The organism is Desulfofundulus thermocisternus DSM 10259, assembly GCF_000686645.1.
In the GTDB taxonomy this organism is placed as follows: Bacteria; Bacillota; Desulfotomaculia; order Desulfotomaculales; family Desulfovirgulaceae; genus Desulfofundulus; species Desulfofundulus australicus.
In genome coordinates this window covers 17,718-32,331 of the sequence record NZ_JMLG01000013.1, presented here as the reverse complement: position 1 = coordinate 32,331, position 14,614 = coordinate 17,718, and the positions used below count along the sequence as shown (strand labels likewise).

Sequence of the window (14,614 nt, the reverse complement as noted above, 5' to 3'; positions counted from 1 at the left end):
AGGGACGGAATTCTTCCGGGGGCAACCGGCATGGCTTTTATACCCGGCGAAGGGGTGGATTCTATGTTGAATACTAAAGACCTCGTGATAACCCTGCTAAAAGAGCGGAAGTATGATGAAATCGCCGAAATGGTGGCCGGGGACAGGACCAGGATCAGGTACTTGAGAAGGCTCCTGTATGAGCCCGGTACGCTCCTCTGCTGGCGGGCCATCGAGGCCATGGGTGTGGTGGCCGGGCGCCTGGCCGAAGAAGACCCCCAGGCGGTGAGGTTGATTTTGCGCAACCTGCTCTGGGCCATTAACGAGGAGTCCGGGGGCATTGGCTGGGCCTCCGTGGAAGCCATGGGGGAAATTGTTGCCCGCCGGCCGGATCTATATGGGGATTATGCTTCCATCATCCTCTTTCACGTGGAGGAGGAGATGCTGCGCCGCGGAGTAATGTGGGCGGCAGGACAAATTGCCCGGGCCAGACCGGATTTGGTGAGGAGATACATACCCATGCTGGCCCCTTACGTGGACGATCCCGACCCCGTGGTAAGGGGGTACACGTTGCGTTTTCTCGGTATAATGGGCGAGAAACTGGATAGGGAGCAATACGGGCATTTGTTGCAGGATACCAGTATCGTACCCGTTTATGAAGACGGGGAAATACGCCGGGTTACCGTTGCGGAGCTTGCCCTTGCCTGCACCAATTGCCGGTAGACTTCTTCCACCTGCTTGCGGGTTTCTTCCAGGCAGCCGTCGTTATAAATAACAAAATCGGCCCACTTCATTTTTTCGCTCAGGGGAGCCTGGGCGTTAATTCTTTTCAGGGCCTCATCCCGGTCGAGACCCCGGGCCAGCAGCCTTTGAAGCTGCACCTCGGGGGAAGCGTAGACCACAATGATTTTGTCCACCAGATGTCCCGCCCCTGCTTCCACCAGCAGGGGAATCTCTTTGATGATCACCGCATCGGGATCCCGGGCCAGGATTTCTGCGGTAATTTTCCTGTCCTCCTCAAAAACTGCCGGGTGAACGATGCTGTTCAGCCGGGCCAGCTTTTCCGGGTCATCAAAAACCAGGCGGCCCAGCTCCTTCCGGTTGATGGTCCGGTCAGGGTTCAGTATACCCGTGCCGAAAAATTTTACGATTTCTTCCCATGCTTTTAACCCCGGGCTCATCACCCTGTGGGCGAGGGCGTCAAAGTCGATGATCCGGACTCCCAGATCCCGGAACAGCCCGGCTACCGTGCTTTTTCCCGTGGCGATGCCGCCGGTCAAACCTGCAATCACTTCCCATTACCGTCCTTTTTGCCGGCCCGGCCCCGGCCGAACCGGCCGCAATTTGCCCCGCGTATCTGCCCGGCGGGGAAAGGGCATTTCTCTTCCCTTATATTCTAGTGCTGCATGCGGGCTCCGGCAAGGCCCCGCGCCCATTTCTCAAGTTGCTTCTTACGCCCGGCCGGTGATATAATATGGGTCGAATAATGAGGTCTTAAAATACATAGTGGAGGAGGACCATTTTTGTCCGGCGTCAGAGTGAGATTTGCACCCAGCCCTACCGGCCCGCTGCATATCGGTGGGGCTCGTTCGGCGTTGTTTAACTGGCTGTTTGCCCGCCAGAAGGGCGGTACTTTTATTGTGCGCATTGAAGATACGGACCTGGAGCGTTCTTCCCGGGAATCGGAGCAGAATATCCTGGAAGCACTGCGCTGGCTGGGCCTTGATTGGGATGAGGGAGTTGAGGTGGGCGGCCCCTGCGGCCCGTACCGGCAGACGGAACGGATTTCCATTTACCAGCAGTATGCCCGGCAGCTTTTAGAAGGCGGGTGGGCCTACCCCTGTTACTGTACGGAAGAAGAACTGGCTGCCGAGCGGGAGGCCCTTCTGGCCCGCGGTGAAATGCCCCGCTATTCCGGCCGCTGCCGTCACCTGACAGAACAGGACCGGCGCCGCCTGGAAGAAATGGGGCGGCGGCCGGTTTTACGTTTTGCGGTTCCCGCCGGGGAAAACATCACCGTTCACGATCTGGTCCGCGGCGAGGTGACCTTTGATACGGCAGGCATCGGCGATTTTATTATCGTCAAATCCGACGGCATTCCCACCTATAATTTTGCGGTGGTGGTGGACGACCACCATATGGGCATTACCCATGTCATCCGGGCGGAGGAGCACCTGTCCAATACGCCGCGGCAGATTCTCCTGTACCGTGCTTTTGGCTGGCCAGAACCTCAATTTGCCCATATTTCCCTGATCCTGGGCCAGGATCGTTCCAAGATGAGCAAGCGGCACGGGGCCACCTCCATCGAGCAGTACCGGGAAATGGGCTACCTTCCCGAGGCCCTGGTCAACTTCCTGGCCCTTTTGGGCTGGTCCCCGGGGGGAGAGGAGGAAATATTCACCCTGGAGGAACTGGTACAGCAGTTTTCCCTGGAGCGGGTGGCAAAGAACCCGGCCATTTTTGACCTGGACAAGCTTAACTGGTTGAACGGCCACTACATCCGGCAGAGTTCCCTGGACCGCCTCACCGAGCTGGCCATTCCCTTTTTACAGAAAGCCGGTTATATTTCCGGCGGGGTGACTCCGGAACAGTACCGGTGGTTGAAACAGCTGGTGGCTACCGTACGGGATTACCTGACCAGCCTGTCCGAAATTACCCGCCATGTGGATATTTTCTTCGCGCCGGAGGTTGAGCCGGAGGATGAAGAAGCCCGGGCGGTGCTGGCCGGGGAAGAGGTTCCCCGCGTCCTATCCGCCCTGGCGGAAAAGGTCAGGACGGCCAGTGAGCTGGATGAGGACACCGCCCGGGGCATATTGAAAAAACTGCCCAAAGAGCTGGGGCTGGGTGCCCGGAAAGTTTACCTGCCCATCAGGGTGGCCCTCACCGGCCGGACCCACGGGCCGGAGCTTTACCAGGTCATTTCCCTTTTGGGCCGGGAAAAGGTGCTCTCCCGCCTGGGCCGGGTTGCCGGTGCCTGCTGAAGCATCCCGGTGGTTCTTCCAGTCTCGAGCAAATAAACCGGATCACAGGCTGTTCATATTCTCCGGTTAGCCACTTGGAGGGTGGGCCATGTTCAAGCAGCTTAAACGTGATATACAGGCGGTATTTGAGCGGGATCCGGCGGCCAAGAGCCTCCTGGAGGTACTGCTCTGCTATCCCGGCCTGCATGCCATAATCATGCACCGGATAGCCCATTTCTTTTACCGGAAACGGCTTTTTACCATTGCCCGCCTGATCTCGCATATTTCCCGCTTTCTCACCCAAATCGAAATCCACCCCGGGGCCAAAATCGGCCAGGGATTGTTTATTGACCATGGTGCCGGGGTGGTAATTGGGGAAACGGCCGAAATTGGCGACAACGTGACCATCTACCAGGGAGTGACCCTGGGGGGGACGGGCAAAGAAAAGGGCAAGCGCCACCCCACCATCGGCAACAATGTGGTTATCAGCGCCGGGGCCAAGATTCTCGGTTCTTTCACCGTGGGCGACAACTCCAAAATTGGTGCCGGTTCAGTGGTGCTCAAGCCCGTACCTCCCAACAGCACCGTGGTGGGAGTGCCCGGCAAGGTGGTTATTCAGGACGGCAAGCGGGTGGATTCAGCAAGCAAGCCGGATATTGACCTGCGCCACGACCTGCTGCCCGACCCGGTGGCGGAAGTAATTAACTGCCTGATGCACAATATTGAACGCCTGGAAAAACGGGTTCTGGAGCTGGAGAAAAAGCTGGCCGATGCTAAAACGGTTGAACCCCTGGAAGCCTGTGACAATCTGGTTCGGGGTGCCTTTAATCAGCCGGATAAGTCCTGAAGAGGGTAGCGCCGGTTCTAAGACAAGAATGCTTGTCGGGCCGCGGCCGGCACAGGGCTGCCTGCCGGGACACGCGCAAGGTTGGAACAAAGCGGCGGCGGTTGTTCCGCCGCAGTTTACATAAAGTTGAACAGGGGAGCGATTGTTCCGTGGAAATTTACAATACCTTAACCAGGCGCAAGGAAAAATTTATTCCCCGCCAGCCGGGACGGGTGGATATGTATGTCTGCGGGCCCACCACCTACAATTTCATCCACCTGGGCAATGCCCGCCCGCTGGTATTTTTTGATACGGTGCGGCGGTATTTTAAGTTCCGGGGTTATCAGGTGAGATATATCCAGAATTTTACGGATATCGATGATAAAATCATCAACCGGGCCCGGGAGGAAAATGTGGACGCGCTGGCACTGGCCCGCAAGTACATTGAGGAATATTACCGGGATGCCGGGGCTCTAAATGTACTGCCGGCCGATGTGCACCCCAAAGTTTCCGAACACCTCCCGGAAATTATCGAGCTCATCAGTACCCTTATCGCAAAGAGGGCCGCCTATGTGGTGGAGAACGATGTGTTCTTTGATATCAGCGCCTTTCCCGAATACGGCAAGCTGTCCGGCCGTACCCTGGAGGAGATGCAGGCGGGGGCCAGGGTGGAGGTGGACCCCCGCAAAAAACACCCCATGGATTTTGCCCTCTGGAAAGCGGCCAGGCCCGGGGAGCCGTCCTGGGAGAGCCCCTGGGGCAGGGGACGCCCTGGCTGGCACATTGAATGCTCGGCCATGGCTTTAAAGTACCTGGGGAGTAACTTTGATATTCACGGGGGAGGATATGATCTGGTCTTCCCCCACCATGAAAACGAAATTGCCCAGGCCGAGGCGGCTACGGGGCAACCCTTCGCCCGTTACTGGATGCATAACGGGTTCATCACCGTTAATCAGGAAAAAATGTCCAAGTCCCTGGGTAACTTCTTTCTGGTGAGGGAAATACTGGAGAAGTTTCCCCCGGAAGTGGTCCGTTTCTTCCTCCTTTCCACACACTATCGCAGTCCCCTTGATTTTGACGACGAAAAAATGGCTGCTGCCGGCCGGGGACTGGAACGCATGAAAAACAGCATCCGCCTGTTAATGGAAGCCCTGGAGCAGCCGGGCAGGGAACAGCTTAATTCCGCGGATGAAGAGTTTGCGGCCGCGCTGGAGCGGTACCGGCAGGAATTTGTGGCTGCCATGGATGATGATTTTAACACCGCCCTGGCGCTGAGCATTTGCTTTGAGCTGGCCCGGGAAGTCAACACCTACCTGCACAACAATACCGGGGCTCCCTGCCGGGCGGCCCTGGAGAAGGCGCTGGAACTCTTCCGCTCCTTCAACGAGGTGCTGGGGATTTTCCGGGTCGATGAAGGGACGGGGCGCATTCTCATCGAGGGACGGCATGTTCCGGGGGGCGGCCTGGAGGAACCCCTGATCGAACTGCTGCTGGAGGTGCGGCAGCGGGCCAGGGCGAAGAAGGACTGGGCCACTGCCGACTACATCCGGGACCGCCTGAAAGAGCTGGGGATAATCCTGGAAGATACACCCGGCGGGGTGCGCTGGAAGAGACAGTGAGGGAAGGGACGTTTTTCTTGACCATATCTTTGCCAGGCGAGATTATTCCCAACGCGGACCAGCTTCCGGCCACTGTGCTGGCCTACATTGGCGATGCGGTATACGAGCTGGCTGTCCGCCATTACCTGGTAACCCGGGGAATAGCCAGTGTGAATCAACTTCACCGGGAAGCCATAAAATATGTTCGGGCTGATAACCAGGCCCGGGTAATGCACGCCCTGAAGGATATGCTTACGGAAAAAGAGGCGGCTGTTGCCCGGCGGGGACGCAATGCCCGGAGCGGCCACCCTCCCCGGGGAAGCGACGTAATCAGCTACCGGTACAGCACGGGGTTGGAAAGCCTCGTCGGTTATCTGTACCTGACCGGGCAGTGCGGGCGCCTGGGAGAGATCCTGGAACTGGCCCGCCAGGTGGTGGAAGCAGATGGCTGAAAGGGCGGATGGTGACAACATTATTGCCGGCCGCCACCCGGTTAAAGAAGCCCTGGCGGCCAACCGGCCCATCAACAGGCTGCTGGTGGCTAAGGGGGCCGGCAGTGCTGCCCTGCAGGAAATTCTCAACCTGGCCCGGGAGAGGGGTATCCCTGTTCAGTACGTTGAGCGCACCCATTTAAACGCGCTGGTTAAAAATATTCCCCATCAGGGAATTGTGGCCCTGGCCGGGGCCAAGGAATATGTTTCCGTGGATGACATCCTGGCTGCCGCATATCCCGCGGATCCCTTTGTCATCCTGCTGAATGAGATTAACGATCCCCATAACCTGGGCGCCATCCTGCGTACGGCCGACGCCGCCGGAGCCCACGGTGTGATCATCACCCGGCACCGCTCGGCTGCCCTTACCGCGGCCGTGGCCAAGGCTTCCTGCGGGGCCCTGGAATACGTCCGGGTGGCCAGGGTAGCCAACCTGGCCCGGACCATTACCTACCTCCAGGAGCGGGGCCTCTGGGTGGTGGGAGCCAGCGGGGATGCGGAGGACGTTTACTGGGATGTGCGCCTGGACGGCCCCATCGCCCTGGTTATTGGCGGTGAGGACAGGGGCCTGGGAAGGTTGGTGCGGGAAAAGTGCGATCAGCTGGTCAGGCTGCCCATGGCCGGGCGGGTTGGTTCCCTGAATGCCTCGGTGGCGGCAGCCCTGCTGGCCTACGAGGTGGTCAGGCAGAGGAGACGGGCCCATGGACGAGTACCTGATCGTTGATGGTTACAACATCATTCATGCCTGGCCGGAGCTGGAACAGCTTTCCGGGGACTCGAGCCTGGAACATGCACGCACCCGGCTGGTAGATATTCTGGTTAATTATGCCGCCCTGACCGGCGAGCACGTGGTGGTGGTTTTTGATGCCCACCAGGTGAAGCAGGCCGGGGACCGGTCGGAAACCGTGGGCGGGGTGGAGGTGATTTATACCCCTGAAGGTGAAACTGCCGATGCGGTTATCGAAAAACTGGTGGGCGAGCTATCCCGGCGGGGAACGGTTTACGTGGCCACTTACGACTGGGCCGAGCAGAGAATGATTCTGGGCAGGGGTGCCTACCGGATTACGCCCAGGGAATTGTGGGAAAAAGTCCAGCGTACCCGGGAAGAAGGGAAAAAGCATTTCGACAGCGGGCGCCCGGCGGATGCTTATCTGGAAAACCGCCTGGTGGACGAGATTCGCCTGATTTTTGAGCGCTGGCGAAGAAGAAAAGACTGAGCGCGACGATTGGTTGGCGAAAGCAAGTCCTAATTTTTCTTGACGGGTTACCGGACCTGAGATATAATTAGTTAGACAAAATTATAGAAAGAGGTACTGAAAAATGCCTTGAACCGTTCAGAAGAAAAGAGAGTCGGGATGGGAATCAGCCCGGACTTCTACGCTGGCGGTAAAAAGGCGTTTCTTTTTCTGCTGTCAGGTGTTTAAAAAATCTGGTTTTTAACGGAAAGCCGGACACACAAAGCGGGGGGGTATATTGTGAGTCTGAGCGTCCAGAGGGAATGTGCGCCCTGTTATCACATGATGGATGATGAGGATGTGGTGGAATACGCACGGGAGGGTGATGATGCGGCCCTGGAATATCTGATTAACAAGTATAAAAACTTCGTCCGGGCCAAGGCGCGTTCCTACTTCCTCATCGGGGCTGACCGGGAAGACATCATTCAGGAAGGCATGATTGGCCTTTACAAGGCTATTCGTGACTTCCGGTTAGACAAGCTGTCGTCATTCAGGGCCTTTGCGGAGCTTTGTATTACCCGTCAGATCATTACAGCCATCAAAACAGCTACCCGGCAGAAACACATCCCTTTAAACTCCTACGTTTCCCTGAACAAGCCCATTTACGACGAGGATTCCGACCGCACCCTTCTGGATGTCATCTCCGGCACCAGGATTGCCGACCCGGAGGAGTTGATCATCAGCCGGGAGGAGTTTTATGATATTGAAGAAAAAATGGGTGAAATTCTCAGCTCTCTTGAGTGGAAGGTGCTGATGTCCTACCTGGAGGGCAAGTCCTACCAGGAAATCGCCGGTGACCTGAAGCGCCACGTTAAGTCCATTGACAATGCCCTGCAGCGGGTCAAACGCAAGCTGGAAAGGTACCTGGAAAAGCGAAATAACTAGTTAACTCAAGAGGGTTACTGTAATGGTAACCCCTTTTATTTTTTTCTTAGTTTTTTTTCTTAGTTTTTTTATTTCGACTGAAAAAATTATTTTCCTGCCCTGTGAAAACATTTTTTGTATTTTCCCGGGAAATGCCCTGCAAGCAGGCGGATTATGGTACCCCACGATCGTATTATGCCGCCTGGGAAATGTTCTTCCGCAACCGGTCAGGGCAATTTAAAATGGGGGTGCTGCCTGTGTCTGAAGATGCCCGAACCACGCTCCAGGATTTGAAAGATGCTGTGGCTGTTTTTGTGGAAGAGAGGGAATGGACCCGGTTTCACACACCCAAAAATCTGGCCATGTCCGTGGCCATAGAAGCAGCCGAGTTGATGGAGCTTTTCCAGTGGACCGGTGGCCGGGAAATAGAGCCGGAGCTTATGGGACGGGTGGAGGAAGAGCTGGCCGATGTGGTGATTTATTGCCTGGCCATGGCCAATGCTGCAGGTATAGACCTGGCCCGGGCCGTAAGACAAAAAATGGAGGCAAATGCGAAAAAATACCCTGCCGGGATTTACCGCGGCAGGTTCTGCTAGATTTAAGCCAAACCAAGCATATGCAAAATATTTTTTTAAAATAATTTTAAGATTGTTGACCGTTAATATATTTAGCGTTATGATCAAGAGGGAGTTGCCCTGTAACTGATTAATTAAAAATTTTCAGATATAACACAGGGGAGATGCTTATGGTTTTAACGGAAGAGGAAAAAAGGGTTGCTCTGGAACAGACCGGAAGCATTCTGGAGAACTATCCCCCTGATCGGGGTAACCTTATTCCCATCCTGCAGCAGGTTCAGGAGAAGCTGGGCTATGTACCCCTGGTGGCCATGGAAGAAGTGGCGCGGCACCTGGGTATTCCGGCGGTCGATGTTTACAGCGTGGCTACCTTTTACAACCAGTTCCGCCTGATTCCTCCCGGGAAGCACCAGGTTAAAGTATGCATGGGTACTGCCTGCCATATGAAGGGGGGCAATATCATCCTGGATTGCTGGAAGAGGCGGCTGGGAATTGATGTCAACCAGGTTACGCCGGACCGCGAGTTCAGCCTGGAAAGGGTGGCCTGCGTGGGCTGCTGTACCATGGCACCGGTAACGGTGATCGATGACGAAGTGCACGGAAAGGTAACTCCCACCAGGGTGGACGGGTTGCTGTTTTCCTTTGGGGTTAAAATTCCAAAAGGCCAGCAGAAAGAAGGGGAAACCGTTGAGCAGGAATAAGATTATAAATGAAAATTTTACAAAATTGCAGCAAAAATCCAGGGCTGCCTGGGAGAGTCTGCGGGAGCGCCCCCTGGTTCTTGTTGGCACGGCCACCTGCGGCCGGGCAGCCGGGGCCCTGGAGATTTTAAAAGTGATTAAAGAGGAGCTGGCCAAAAGCGGCCTGGAGGCCAGCGTTCTGGAAGTGGGCTGCATGGGCCACTGTTATGCCGAGCCCCTGGTAACCGTGTACAAGCCCGGATTCCCACCCATCTGTTACGGTTACGTGACCGAGGGTATTGCCGCCCGGCTGGTGCAGGATTTCCTGGGCGGGGATGATCCCTGCCTGGAATTTGCCCTGGCTGCGCTGGAGGCCAACGATATGGTTCCCGCTTTCACCGACTTTCCCCGGGGTATGATTGAAAAAAACATTATTCTGGATAAGTGCGGCCTGATTGATCCGGAAAATATCGAGCACTACATTGCCGTGGGCGGCTATGCCGCCCTGGCCGGGGCCCTGGGCCGGGATCCCGGGCAGGTTCTGGAAGAAATAAAGGCCTCGGGACTGCGGGGCCGGGGCGGGGCCGGGTTCCCCACCGGGCGCAAATGGGAAACCTGCCGCCTGGCGCCGGGTGAAGAAAAGTATGTTATCTGCAATGCTGATGAAGGTGACCCGGGGGCTTTTATGGACCGGGCCATCCTGGAGTCAAACCCCCATCAGGTGCTGGAAGGGCTGGCCATTGCTGCCTATACAGTGGGCGCCCGCCAGGGCTACTTCTACATCCGTGCCGAGTATCCCCTGGCCGTGGCACGGGTGAAAAAGGCCATCGAACAGGCACGTCAGGCCGGTCTGCTGGGAACCAATATCCTGGGCAGCGCTTTTGACTTTGATGTGGACGTTTTTCAGGGTTCGGGAGCTTTTGTCTGCGGGGAGGAAACAGCCCTGATTGCCTCCATGGAGGGGGAGCCGGGCCTGCCCCGCCACCGCCCGCCTTTTCCCGCCACCGCCGGGCTCCGGGGCAAGCCCACGGTAATTAATAACGTCAAGACCCTCTCCTACGTGCCCCATATTGTTGAACGGGGCGCCCGGTGGTTCAGGGAGACCGGCACTGCCGGCAGCCCCGGTACGGCTGTTTTTGCCCTGGCCGGGAAAGTAATCAACACCGGTCTGGCCGAGGTGCCCATGGGCACGACTTTAAGGGAAGTGGTTTATGACGTGGGCAGCGGCATTCCCGGAGGCAAAGCCTTTAAAGCCGTGCAGATTGGCGGGCCGTCGGGAGGCTGCCTGCCGGAATCGGCCCTGGATATGCCCATAGACTTTGATTCCCTGAGCCAGGCCGGGGCCATGATGGGGTCCGGCGGGATGGTTATCCTGGATGAGGACGATTGCATGGTGGAAATAGCCCGGTTTTTCCTGGACTTTACCCAGAAAGAATCCTGCGGCAAGTGCACCATGTGCCGCCTGGGAACCAGGCAAATGCTGGATATTCTGGAGGCCATAACCAAGGGCCAGGGCAAGCCGGGGGATATAGAGCTTCTTTTAGAACTGGCCGAAGACGTGAAGGCCGGCTCGCTGTGCGGGCTGGGCAAGACGGCGCCCAATCCCGTTTTGAGCACCATCCGCTATTTCCGGGACGAATACGAGGCCCATATCAAAGAGCGCCGCTGCCCCGCGCTGATGTGCCAGAGTTTAATAGCCTACTATATCCTGCCGGAAAAGTGCGAGCGCTCCTGTGATGCCTGCGTGGGCAGTTGCCCGGTAGAGGCCATTTACACCAACGAAGACCGCATTAAGGTTATTGATCAGCAGAAATGCGTCAAGTGCGCCAGCTGCCTGGAGGCATGCCCGCCCCAGTATAAAGCGGTCATCAAGCTCTCACCGCCGGAACTGGTGAACGAAATGGGAGCATAAAACGGTTATAACAGGATGCGGTGCTGTCCGGAGTGAACGACTTGCGAAGCGCCGTTAACAGCACCCGGCGAAGCGAGGTTGCCGGCTCGGTTCTCGAGGACGCATGATGAACTGTTCGGAAGAAGACCTTAAAATATATTACCTTCAGTTTAGGTAACAACGAAGAATGTTTAGTAGCGGGCAATCCGCAGAGAACCAGAGCCGGCCCGAAGCGAGCCGTGGTGCTGTCGGTGCGAAGCACTGGAGTGAACGAGGACAGCACCGCATCCAACCGGGTTTACTGATTACATGATCCTGTAAAAATATAGCCGGAGGATGCAACATGAAAACAGTTACCTTAACCATAGACGGCCGGACCATAAAGGCCCGGGAAGGAGAAAAACTGCTCTGGGTAGCCCTGGAAAACGGCATCTATATACCCAACCTGTGCGCCATTCCCGGGGTGAAGCACCCTGCTGCCGCCTGCCGGCTGTGCTTTGTGGAAATCGAGGGCTACCCGCGCCCGGTGACTGCCTGCACCGAGCCCGTGGTGGAAGGCATGGTGGTATCCACCCGCAGCCCGCGGGTGGACCGCCTGGTGCAGACGGCCTTCGAGCTTCTGCTGTCCAATCACCAGCTGGACTGCGCCAATTGCCCCCGCAACCGCTCCTGCGAGCTGCAGCGGATTGCCCGGGAACGCCGCACCCCCCTGCGGGTGAAGCGGCTGAGAAAACTGGAGCGTGAACTGCCGGTGGATGATTCCAGCCCGGCATTGCGTTACGACCCCCGGAAATGCGTTCTGTGCGGAAAGTGTGTGTGGGTTTGCCGGGAAAAAGGTACCGGAGTTCTCGGTTTTGCCGGTAGGGGGTTTGGGCGCAGGATAACCACCTTTGGGGATGTTCCCCTGGGCCAGTCGGGCTGCAATGGCTGCGGCGAATGTGCCCGTATTTGTCCCGTGGGTGCCCTGGTGGAGAAAAAAGCTGATGTCTAATTTTGAGATAAAGGCCGGCAGGGCCGATCCCAACAGCAATACGGCTGGAGATAAGCCCCGGATCGCAAAATAAGATCACAATTATTTCGCTTTGAGATTTTTGCCCGGGAAATATCCTGGATGCAGGAAGTGCAGGAAGTATTCCTTCCTGCTTTCTTTTTTGGCAGCCGGGAATTTATCTGGAGCTTATTCCATAGGGCCTGGCAGAGATTTTGCTAGTATACTAGTATAATCGAGTAAAGGTTCCAATCCGCGCGAGGTGAAGGCAATGGCTAATGCTTCAGCCGCTCCAAAAACCGTGCATATCGTGGTGCGGGAAGGTTGGTGCAAGGGATGCGGCATCTGTGTCGCCCTTTGCCCCAAAGAAGTTCTTTCCCTGAACGTTTCGGGCAAGGTTGCGGTGGTAAATCCCGACCGCTGCACTGGTTGCGGCCGGTGTGAAATCCACTGTCCGGACTTTGCCATCGGCATAGAGGTGAAGGAATGATGAGCGACGTGGTGGAAATGGCCCGCCTGATGCAGGGCAACGAGGCGGTGGTGGAAGGAGCCCTGGCAGCCGGGGTGCGCTTTTATGCTGGCTACCCCATTACTCCTTCCACGGAAATCGCCGAGCTTATGGCCGAGCGCCTGCCTGCGCTGGGCGGCAAGTTCATTCAAATGGAAGATGAGATCGCCAGCATGGCTGCGGTAATCGGTGCTTCCCTGGCCGGGGTGAAGGCCCTTACAGCCACCAGCGGGCCGGGTTTTTCCCTGAAGCAGGAAAACATCGGCTTTGCAGCCATGGCTGAAATACCCTGCGTGATTGTCAATGTGCAGCGCTGGGGTCCCAGCACCGGCATTCCCACGGCCCCGGCCCAGGGGGATGTAATGCAGGCCCGGTGGGGAACCCACGGTGACCACCCGGTAATCGTCCTCTGCCCTGCCTCGGTGCGGGAGGCGTATTTGCTGGCCATCCGGGCGGTGAACCTGTCGGAAAAGTACCGGGTGCCGGTGATCCTGCTTATGGACGAGGTAATCGGCCACATGCGGGAACGGGTGGTGCTGCCCCGGGCTAAAGAAGTGGAGGTAATTGAGCGTAAAAAGCCGTCGGTGGAGCCTAAAGATTATTACCCCTACCGCCCCGGCGATGACGGCGTGCCGCCCATGGCCAGCTTCGGGGAGGGTTACCGTTACCACGTAACCGGACTGGTGCACGATGAAAAAGGTAACCCCACTACCGACCCGCAGGTTGCTGAAAGCCTTCTTCTCAGATTGCACCGGAAAATATACGACCACCTGGATGATGTGGTAAGTGTTGAGGGCTATCAGCTGGAGGATGCAGAAGTGGCTGTGGTCGCCTATGGTGCGGCGGCCAGGTCAGCCAGGCGGGCGGTTAAAGACGCCCGGGCGGCGGGTATCAAGGCGGGGTTGTTCCGGCCGGTAACCATCTGGCCTTTCCCCGAAAAAGAGGTGGCGGAACTGGCCGGCCAGGTGCGGCATATCATCGTGGCCGAGATGAACCTGGGCCAGCTTAAAGGAGAAGTGGAACGGGCGGTACGGGGACGGGTCGGGGTGTCGGGAGTCAACCGCGTGAACGGGGAACTGATCACCTTCGAAGAAATCCTGTCCGCCATCAGGGAGGTGGCTTTAGATGCTCAGTCAGGTTGAATCCCACCTGCGTTCGGACCGGTTTCCCCATATCTGGTGTCCCGGCTGCGGCAACGGCATAGTTCTGGCAGCCCTGGTCAGGGCTATTGAAGAACTGGGGTACGATCCGGATAAAACAGTGGTGGTTTCCGGCATCGGCTGTTCTTCCCGGGCGGCGGGCTATCTGGATTTCAATACCCTGCACACCACCCACGGGCGGGCGCTGGCCTTTGCCACCGGGATCAAGCTGGCCAGGCCGGAGCTGGAAGTGTTCGTCCTGATGGGCGACGGTGACGCCACGGCCATCGGTGGCAATCATTTCATCCACGCGGCCAGGCGCAATATAGACCTCACAACCATCATTTTTAACAACAGTATTTATGGTATGACCGGAGGGCAATATTCCCCCCTCACCCCTCCCGGTAAAAGGGCAACCACCGCCCCTTACGGGAATATAGAGCGGAGCTTTGATATTGCCGAACTGGCTAAAGGTGCCGGCGCCACCTATGTGGCCCGGGCCACCACCTATCATGCCACCATGCTGGAGAAATTGATTGTGGCCGGAGCAAGAAATAAGGGCTTCAGCGTGATTGAAGCCATCACCGCCTGCCCGGTGGGTTACGGGCGGCGGAACAAAATGGGCAACGGGCTGCAAATGCTTCTCTGGCAGAAGGAACATGCCGTAACGGTGAAGCAGGCGGAAAAGATGAGCCCGGAGGAACTGCGGGATAAAATTGTTATCGGTGAGCTGTATAAGGGAGAAGCTCCTGAATATACCGCCATGTATCAGCAGATCATTGAACGGGCGCAAAAGATAACCGGGCAGTAAGCAGAACTTTCTTTGAGTGGGAACAGAAAGGAAACACATAAAGTTGCGTTTATTACAGGGGTTCCCGGG

General features: G+C 57.0%; 16 protein-coding genes. 15 read left to right on the top strand and 1 reads right to left on the bottom strand.

Annotation, left to right across the window (positions count from 1 at the left end; all coding sequences use genetic code 11):
• Nucleotides 1-30: 30 nt before the first annotated feature.
• Entirely contained in the window at nucleotides 31-702 is a 672-nt protein-coding gene (locus tag BR83_RS0110135) for a DVU0298 family protein (protein ID WP_051618122.1), read from the top strand.
• Here BR83_RS0110135 and coaE read toward each other — a convergent pair.
• On the bottom strand, nucleotides 633-1,271 hold the full coding sequence (gene coaE, locus BR83_RS15645) for a dephospho-CoA kinase (RefSeq protein WP_051618120.1): 639 nt from the start codon (nucleotides 1,269-1,271) through the stop codon (nucleotides 633-635). The two genes, BR83_RS0110135 and coaE, sit on opposite strands and share 70 nt — an antisense overlap.
• A 231-nt stretch (nucleotides 1,272-1,502) precedes the next feature.
• Between coaE and gltX the strand changes: the two genes are divergently transcribed.
• The 14 genes from gltX to BR83_RS0110045 all read left to right on the top strand — a co-directional run bounded on the left by gltX (nucleotide 1,503) and on the right by BR83_RS0110045 (nucleotide 14,545).
• Entirely contained in the window at nucleotides 1,503-2,960 is a 1,458-nt protein-coding gene (gene gltX, locus BR83_RS0110125; RefSeq protein WP_027356984.1) for a glutamate--tRNA ligase, read from the top strand.
• An 88-nt stretch (nucleotides 2,961-3,048) separates the two neighbouring features.
• Nucleotides 3,049-3,786, top strand: coding sequence for a serine O-acetyltransferase (gene cysE / locus BR83_RS0110120; RefSeq protein ID WP_027356983.1), 738 nt, complete (start codon nucleotides 3,049-3,051; stop codon nucleotides 3,784-3,786).
• Nucleotides 3,787-3,935: 149 nt separating this feature from the next.
• Nucleotides 3,936-5,384, top strand: a complete 1,449-nt coding sequence (cysS, locus tag BR83_RS0110115) for a cysteine--tRNA ligase (RefSeq protein WP_027356982.1) — start codon at nucleotides 3,936-3,938, stop codon at nucleotides 5,382-5,384.
• Nucleotides 5,385-5,401: 17 nt separating this feature from the next.
• Complete coding sequence (locus BR83_RS0110110) at nucleotides 5,402-5,815, top strand: Mini-ribonuclease 3 (protein ID WP_034635130.1); 414 nt, start codon at nucleotides 5,402-5,404, stop codon at nucleotides 5,813-5,815.
• The gene (rlmB, locus tag BR83_RS0110105) at nucleotides 5,808-6,578 is read left to right on the top strand and encodes a 23S rRNA (guanosine(2251)-2'-O)-methyltransferase RlmB (RefSeq protein ID WP_027356980.1); all 771 of its coding nucleotides are present in this window, start codon (nucleotides 5,808-5,810) and stop codon (nucleotides 6,576-6,578) included. The genes BR83_RS0110110 and rlmB overlap by 8 nt, the downstream gene beginning before the upstream one ends.
• A complete protein-coding gene (locus BR83_RS0110100; RefSeq protein ID WP_027356979.1) occupies nucleotides 6,556-7,071 on the top strand; it encodes an NYN domain-containing protein in 516 nt (171 codons plus the stop codon). The genes rlmB and BR83_RS0110100 overlap by 23 nt, the downstream gene beginning before the upstream one ends.
• Nucleotides 7,072-7,329: 258 nt before the next feature.
• The gene (gene sigH / locus BR83_RS0110095) at nucleotides 7,330-7,974 is read left to right on the top strand and encodes an RNA polymerase sporulation sigma factor SigH (RefSeq protein WP_027356978.1); all 645 of its coding nucleotides are present in this window, start codon (nucleotides 7,330-7,332) and stop codon (nucleotides 7,972-7,974) included.
• Nucleotides 7,975-8,210: 236 nt separating this feature from the next.
• A complete protein-coding gene (locus BR83_RS0110085; protein ID WP_207640190.1) occupies nucleotides 8,211-8,549 on the top strand; it encodes a nucleotide pyrophosphohydrolase in 339 nt (112 codons plus the stop codon).
• A gap of 149 nt (nucleotides 8,550-8,698) precedes the next feature.
• On the top strand, nucleotides 8,699-9,229 hold the full coding sequence (gene nuoE / locus BR83_RS0110080) for an NADH-quinone oxidoreductase subunit NuoE (protein ID WP_051618118.1): 531 nt from the start codon (nucleotides 8,699-8,701) through the stop codon (nucleotides 9,227-9,229).
• Nucleotides 9,216-11,120 carry an NADH-quinone oxidoreductase subunit NuoF gene (locus BR83_RS0110075; RefSeq protein WP_034635116.1) on the top strand — a complete coding sequence of 635 codons (1,905 nt, stop codon included), beginning with the start codon at nucleotides 9,216-9,218 and terminating at the stop codon, nucleotides 11,118-11,120. Before nuoE ends, BR83_RS0110075 begins: the two co-directional genes overlap by 14 nt.
• Nucleotides 11,121-11,442: 322 nt before the next feature.
• The gene (locus tag BR83_RS0110070) at nucleotides 11,443-12,090 is read left to right on the top strand and encodes a 2Fe-2S iron-sulfur cluster-binding protein (protein WP_027356973.1); all 648 of its coding nucleotides are present in this window, start codon (nucleotides 11,443-11,445) and stop codon (nucleotides 12,088-12,090) included.
• A gap of 268 nt (nucleotides 12,091-12,358) precedes the next feature.
• Nucleotides 12,359-12,577, top strand: coding sequence for a 4Fe-4S binding protein (locus tag BR83_RS0110055; protein ID WP_051618117.1), 219 nt, complete (start codon nucleotides 12,359-12,361; stop codon nucleotides 12,575-12,577).
• Entirely contained in the window at nucleotides 12,577-13,737 is a 1,161-nt protein-coding gene (locus tag BR83_RS0110050) for a 2-oxoacid:acceptor oxidoreductase subunit alpha (protein ID WP_027356971.1), read from the top strand. The genes BR83_RS0110055 and BR83_RS0110050 overlap by 1 nt, the downstream gene beginning before the upstream one ends.
• The gene (locus tag BR83_RS0110045; RefSeq protein WP_027356970.1) at nucleotides 13,721-14,545 is read left to right on the top strand and encodes a 2-oxoacid:ferredoxin oxidoreductase subunit beta; all 825 of its coding nucleotides are present in this window, start codon (nucleotides 13,721-13,723) and stop codon (nucleotides 14,543-14,545) included. Before BR83_RS0110050 ends, BR83_RS0110045 begins: the two co-directional genes overlap by 17 nt.
• Nucleotides 14,546-14,614: the final 69 nt, after the last annotated feature.

What these genes read in the sequence shown, in the direction of transcription:
- BR83_RS0110135 (WP_051618122.1), top strand. Translation starts at nt 31, where the DNA reads ATGGCTTTTATACCCGGCGAAGGGGTGGATTCTATGTTGAATACTAAA.
- cysE (WP_027356983.1), top strand. Translation starts at nt 3,049, where the DNA reads ATGTTCAAGCAGCTTAAACGTGATATACAGGCGGTATTTGAGCGGGAT.
- rlmB (WP_027356980.1), top strand. Translation starts at nt 5,808, where the DNA reads ATGGCTGAAAGGGCGGATGGTGACAACATTATTGCCGGCCGCCACCCG.
- BR83_RS0110100 (WP_027356979.1), top strand. Translation starts at nt 6,556, where the DNA reads ATGGACGAGTACCTGATCGTTGATGGTTACAACATCATTCATGCCTGG.
- nuoE (WP_051618118.1), top strand. Translation starts at nt 8,699, where the DNA reads ATGGTTTTAACGGAAGAGGAAAAAAGGGTTGCTCTGGAACAGACCGGA.
- BR83_RS0110070 (WP_027356973.1), top strand. Translation starts at nt 11,443, where the DNA reads ATGAAAACAGTTACCTTAACCATAGACGGCCGGACCATAAAGGCCCGG.
- BR83_RS0110055 (WP_051618117.1), top strand. Translation starts at nt 12,359, where the DNA reads ATGGCTAATGCTTCAGCCGCTCCAAAAACCGTGCATATCGTGGTGCGG.
- BR83_RS0110050 (WP_027356971.1), top strand. Translation starts at nt 12,577, where the DNA reads ATGAGCGACGTGGTGGAAATGGCCCGCCTGATGCAGGGCAACGAGGCG.
- BR83_RS0110045 (WP_027356970.1), top strand. Translation starts at nt 13,721, where the DNA reads ATGCTCAGTCAGGTTGAATCCCACCTGCGTTCGGACCGGTTTCCCCAT.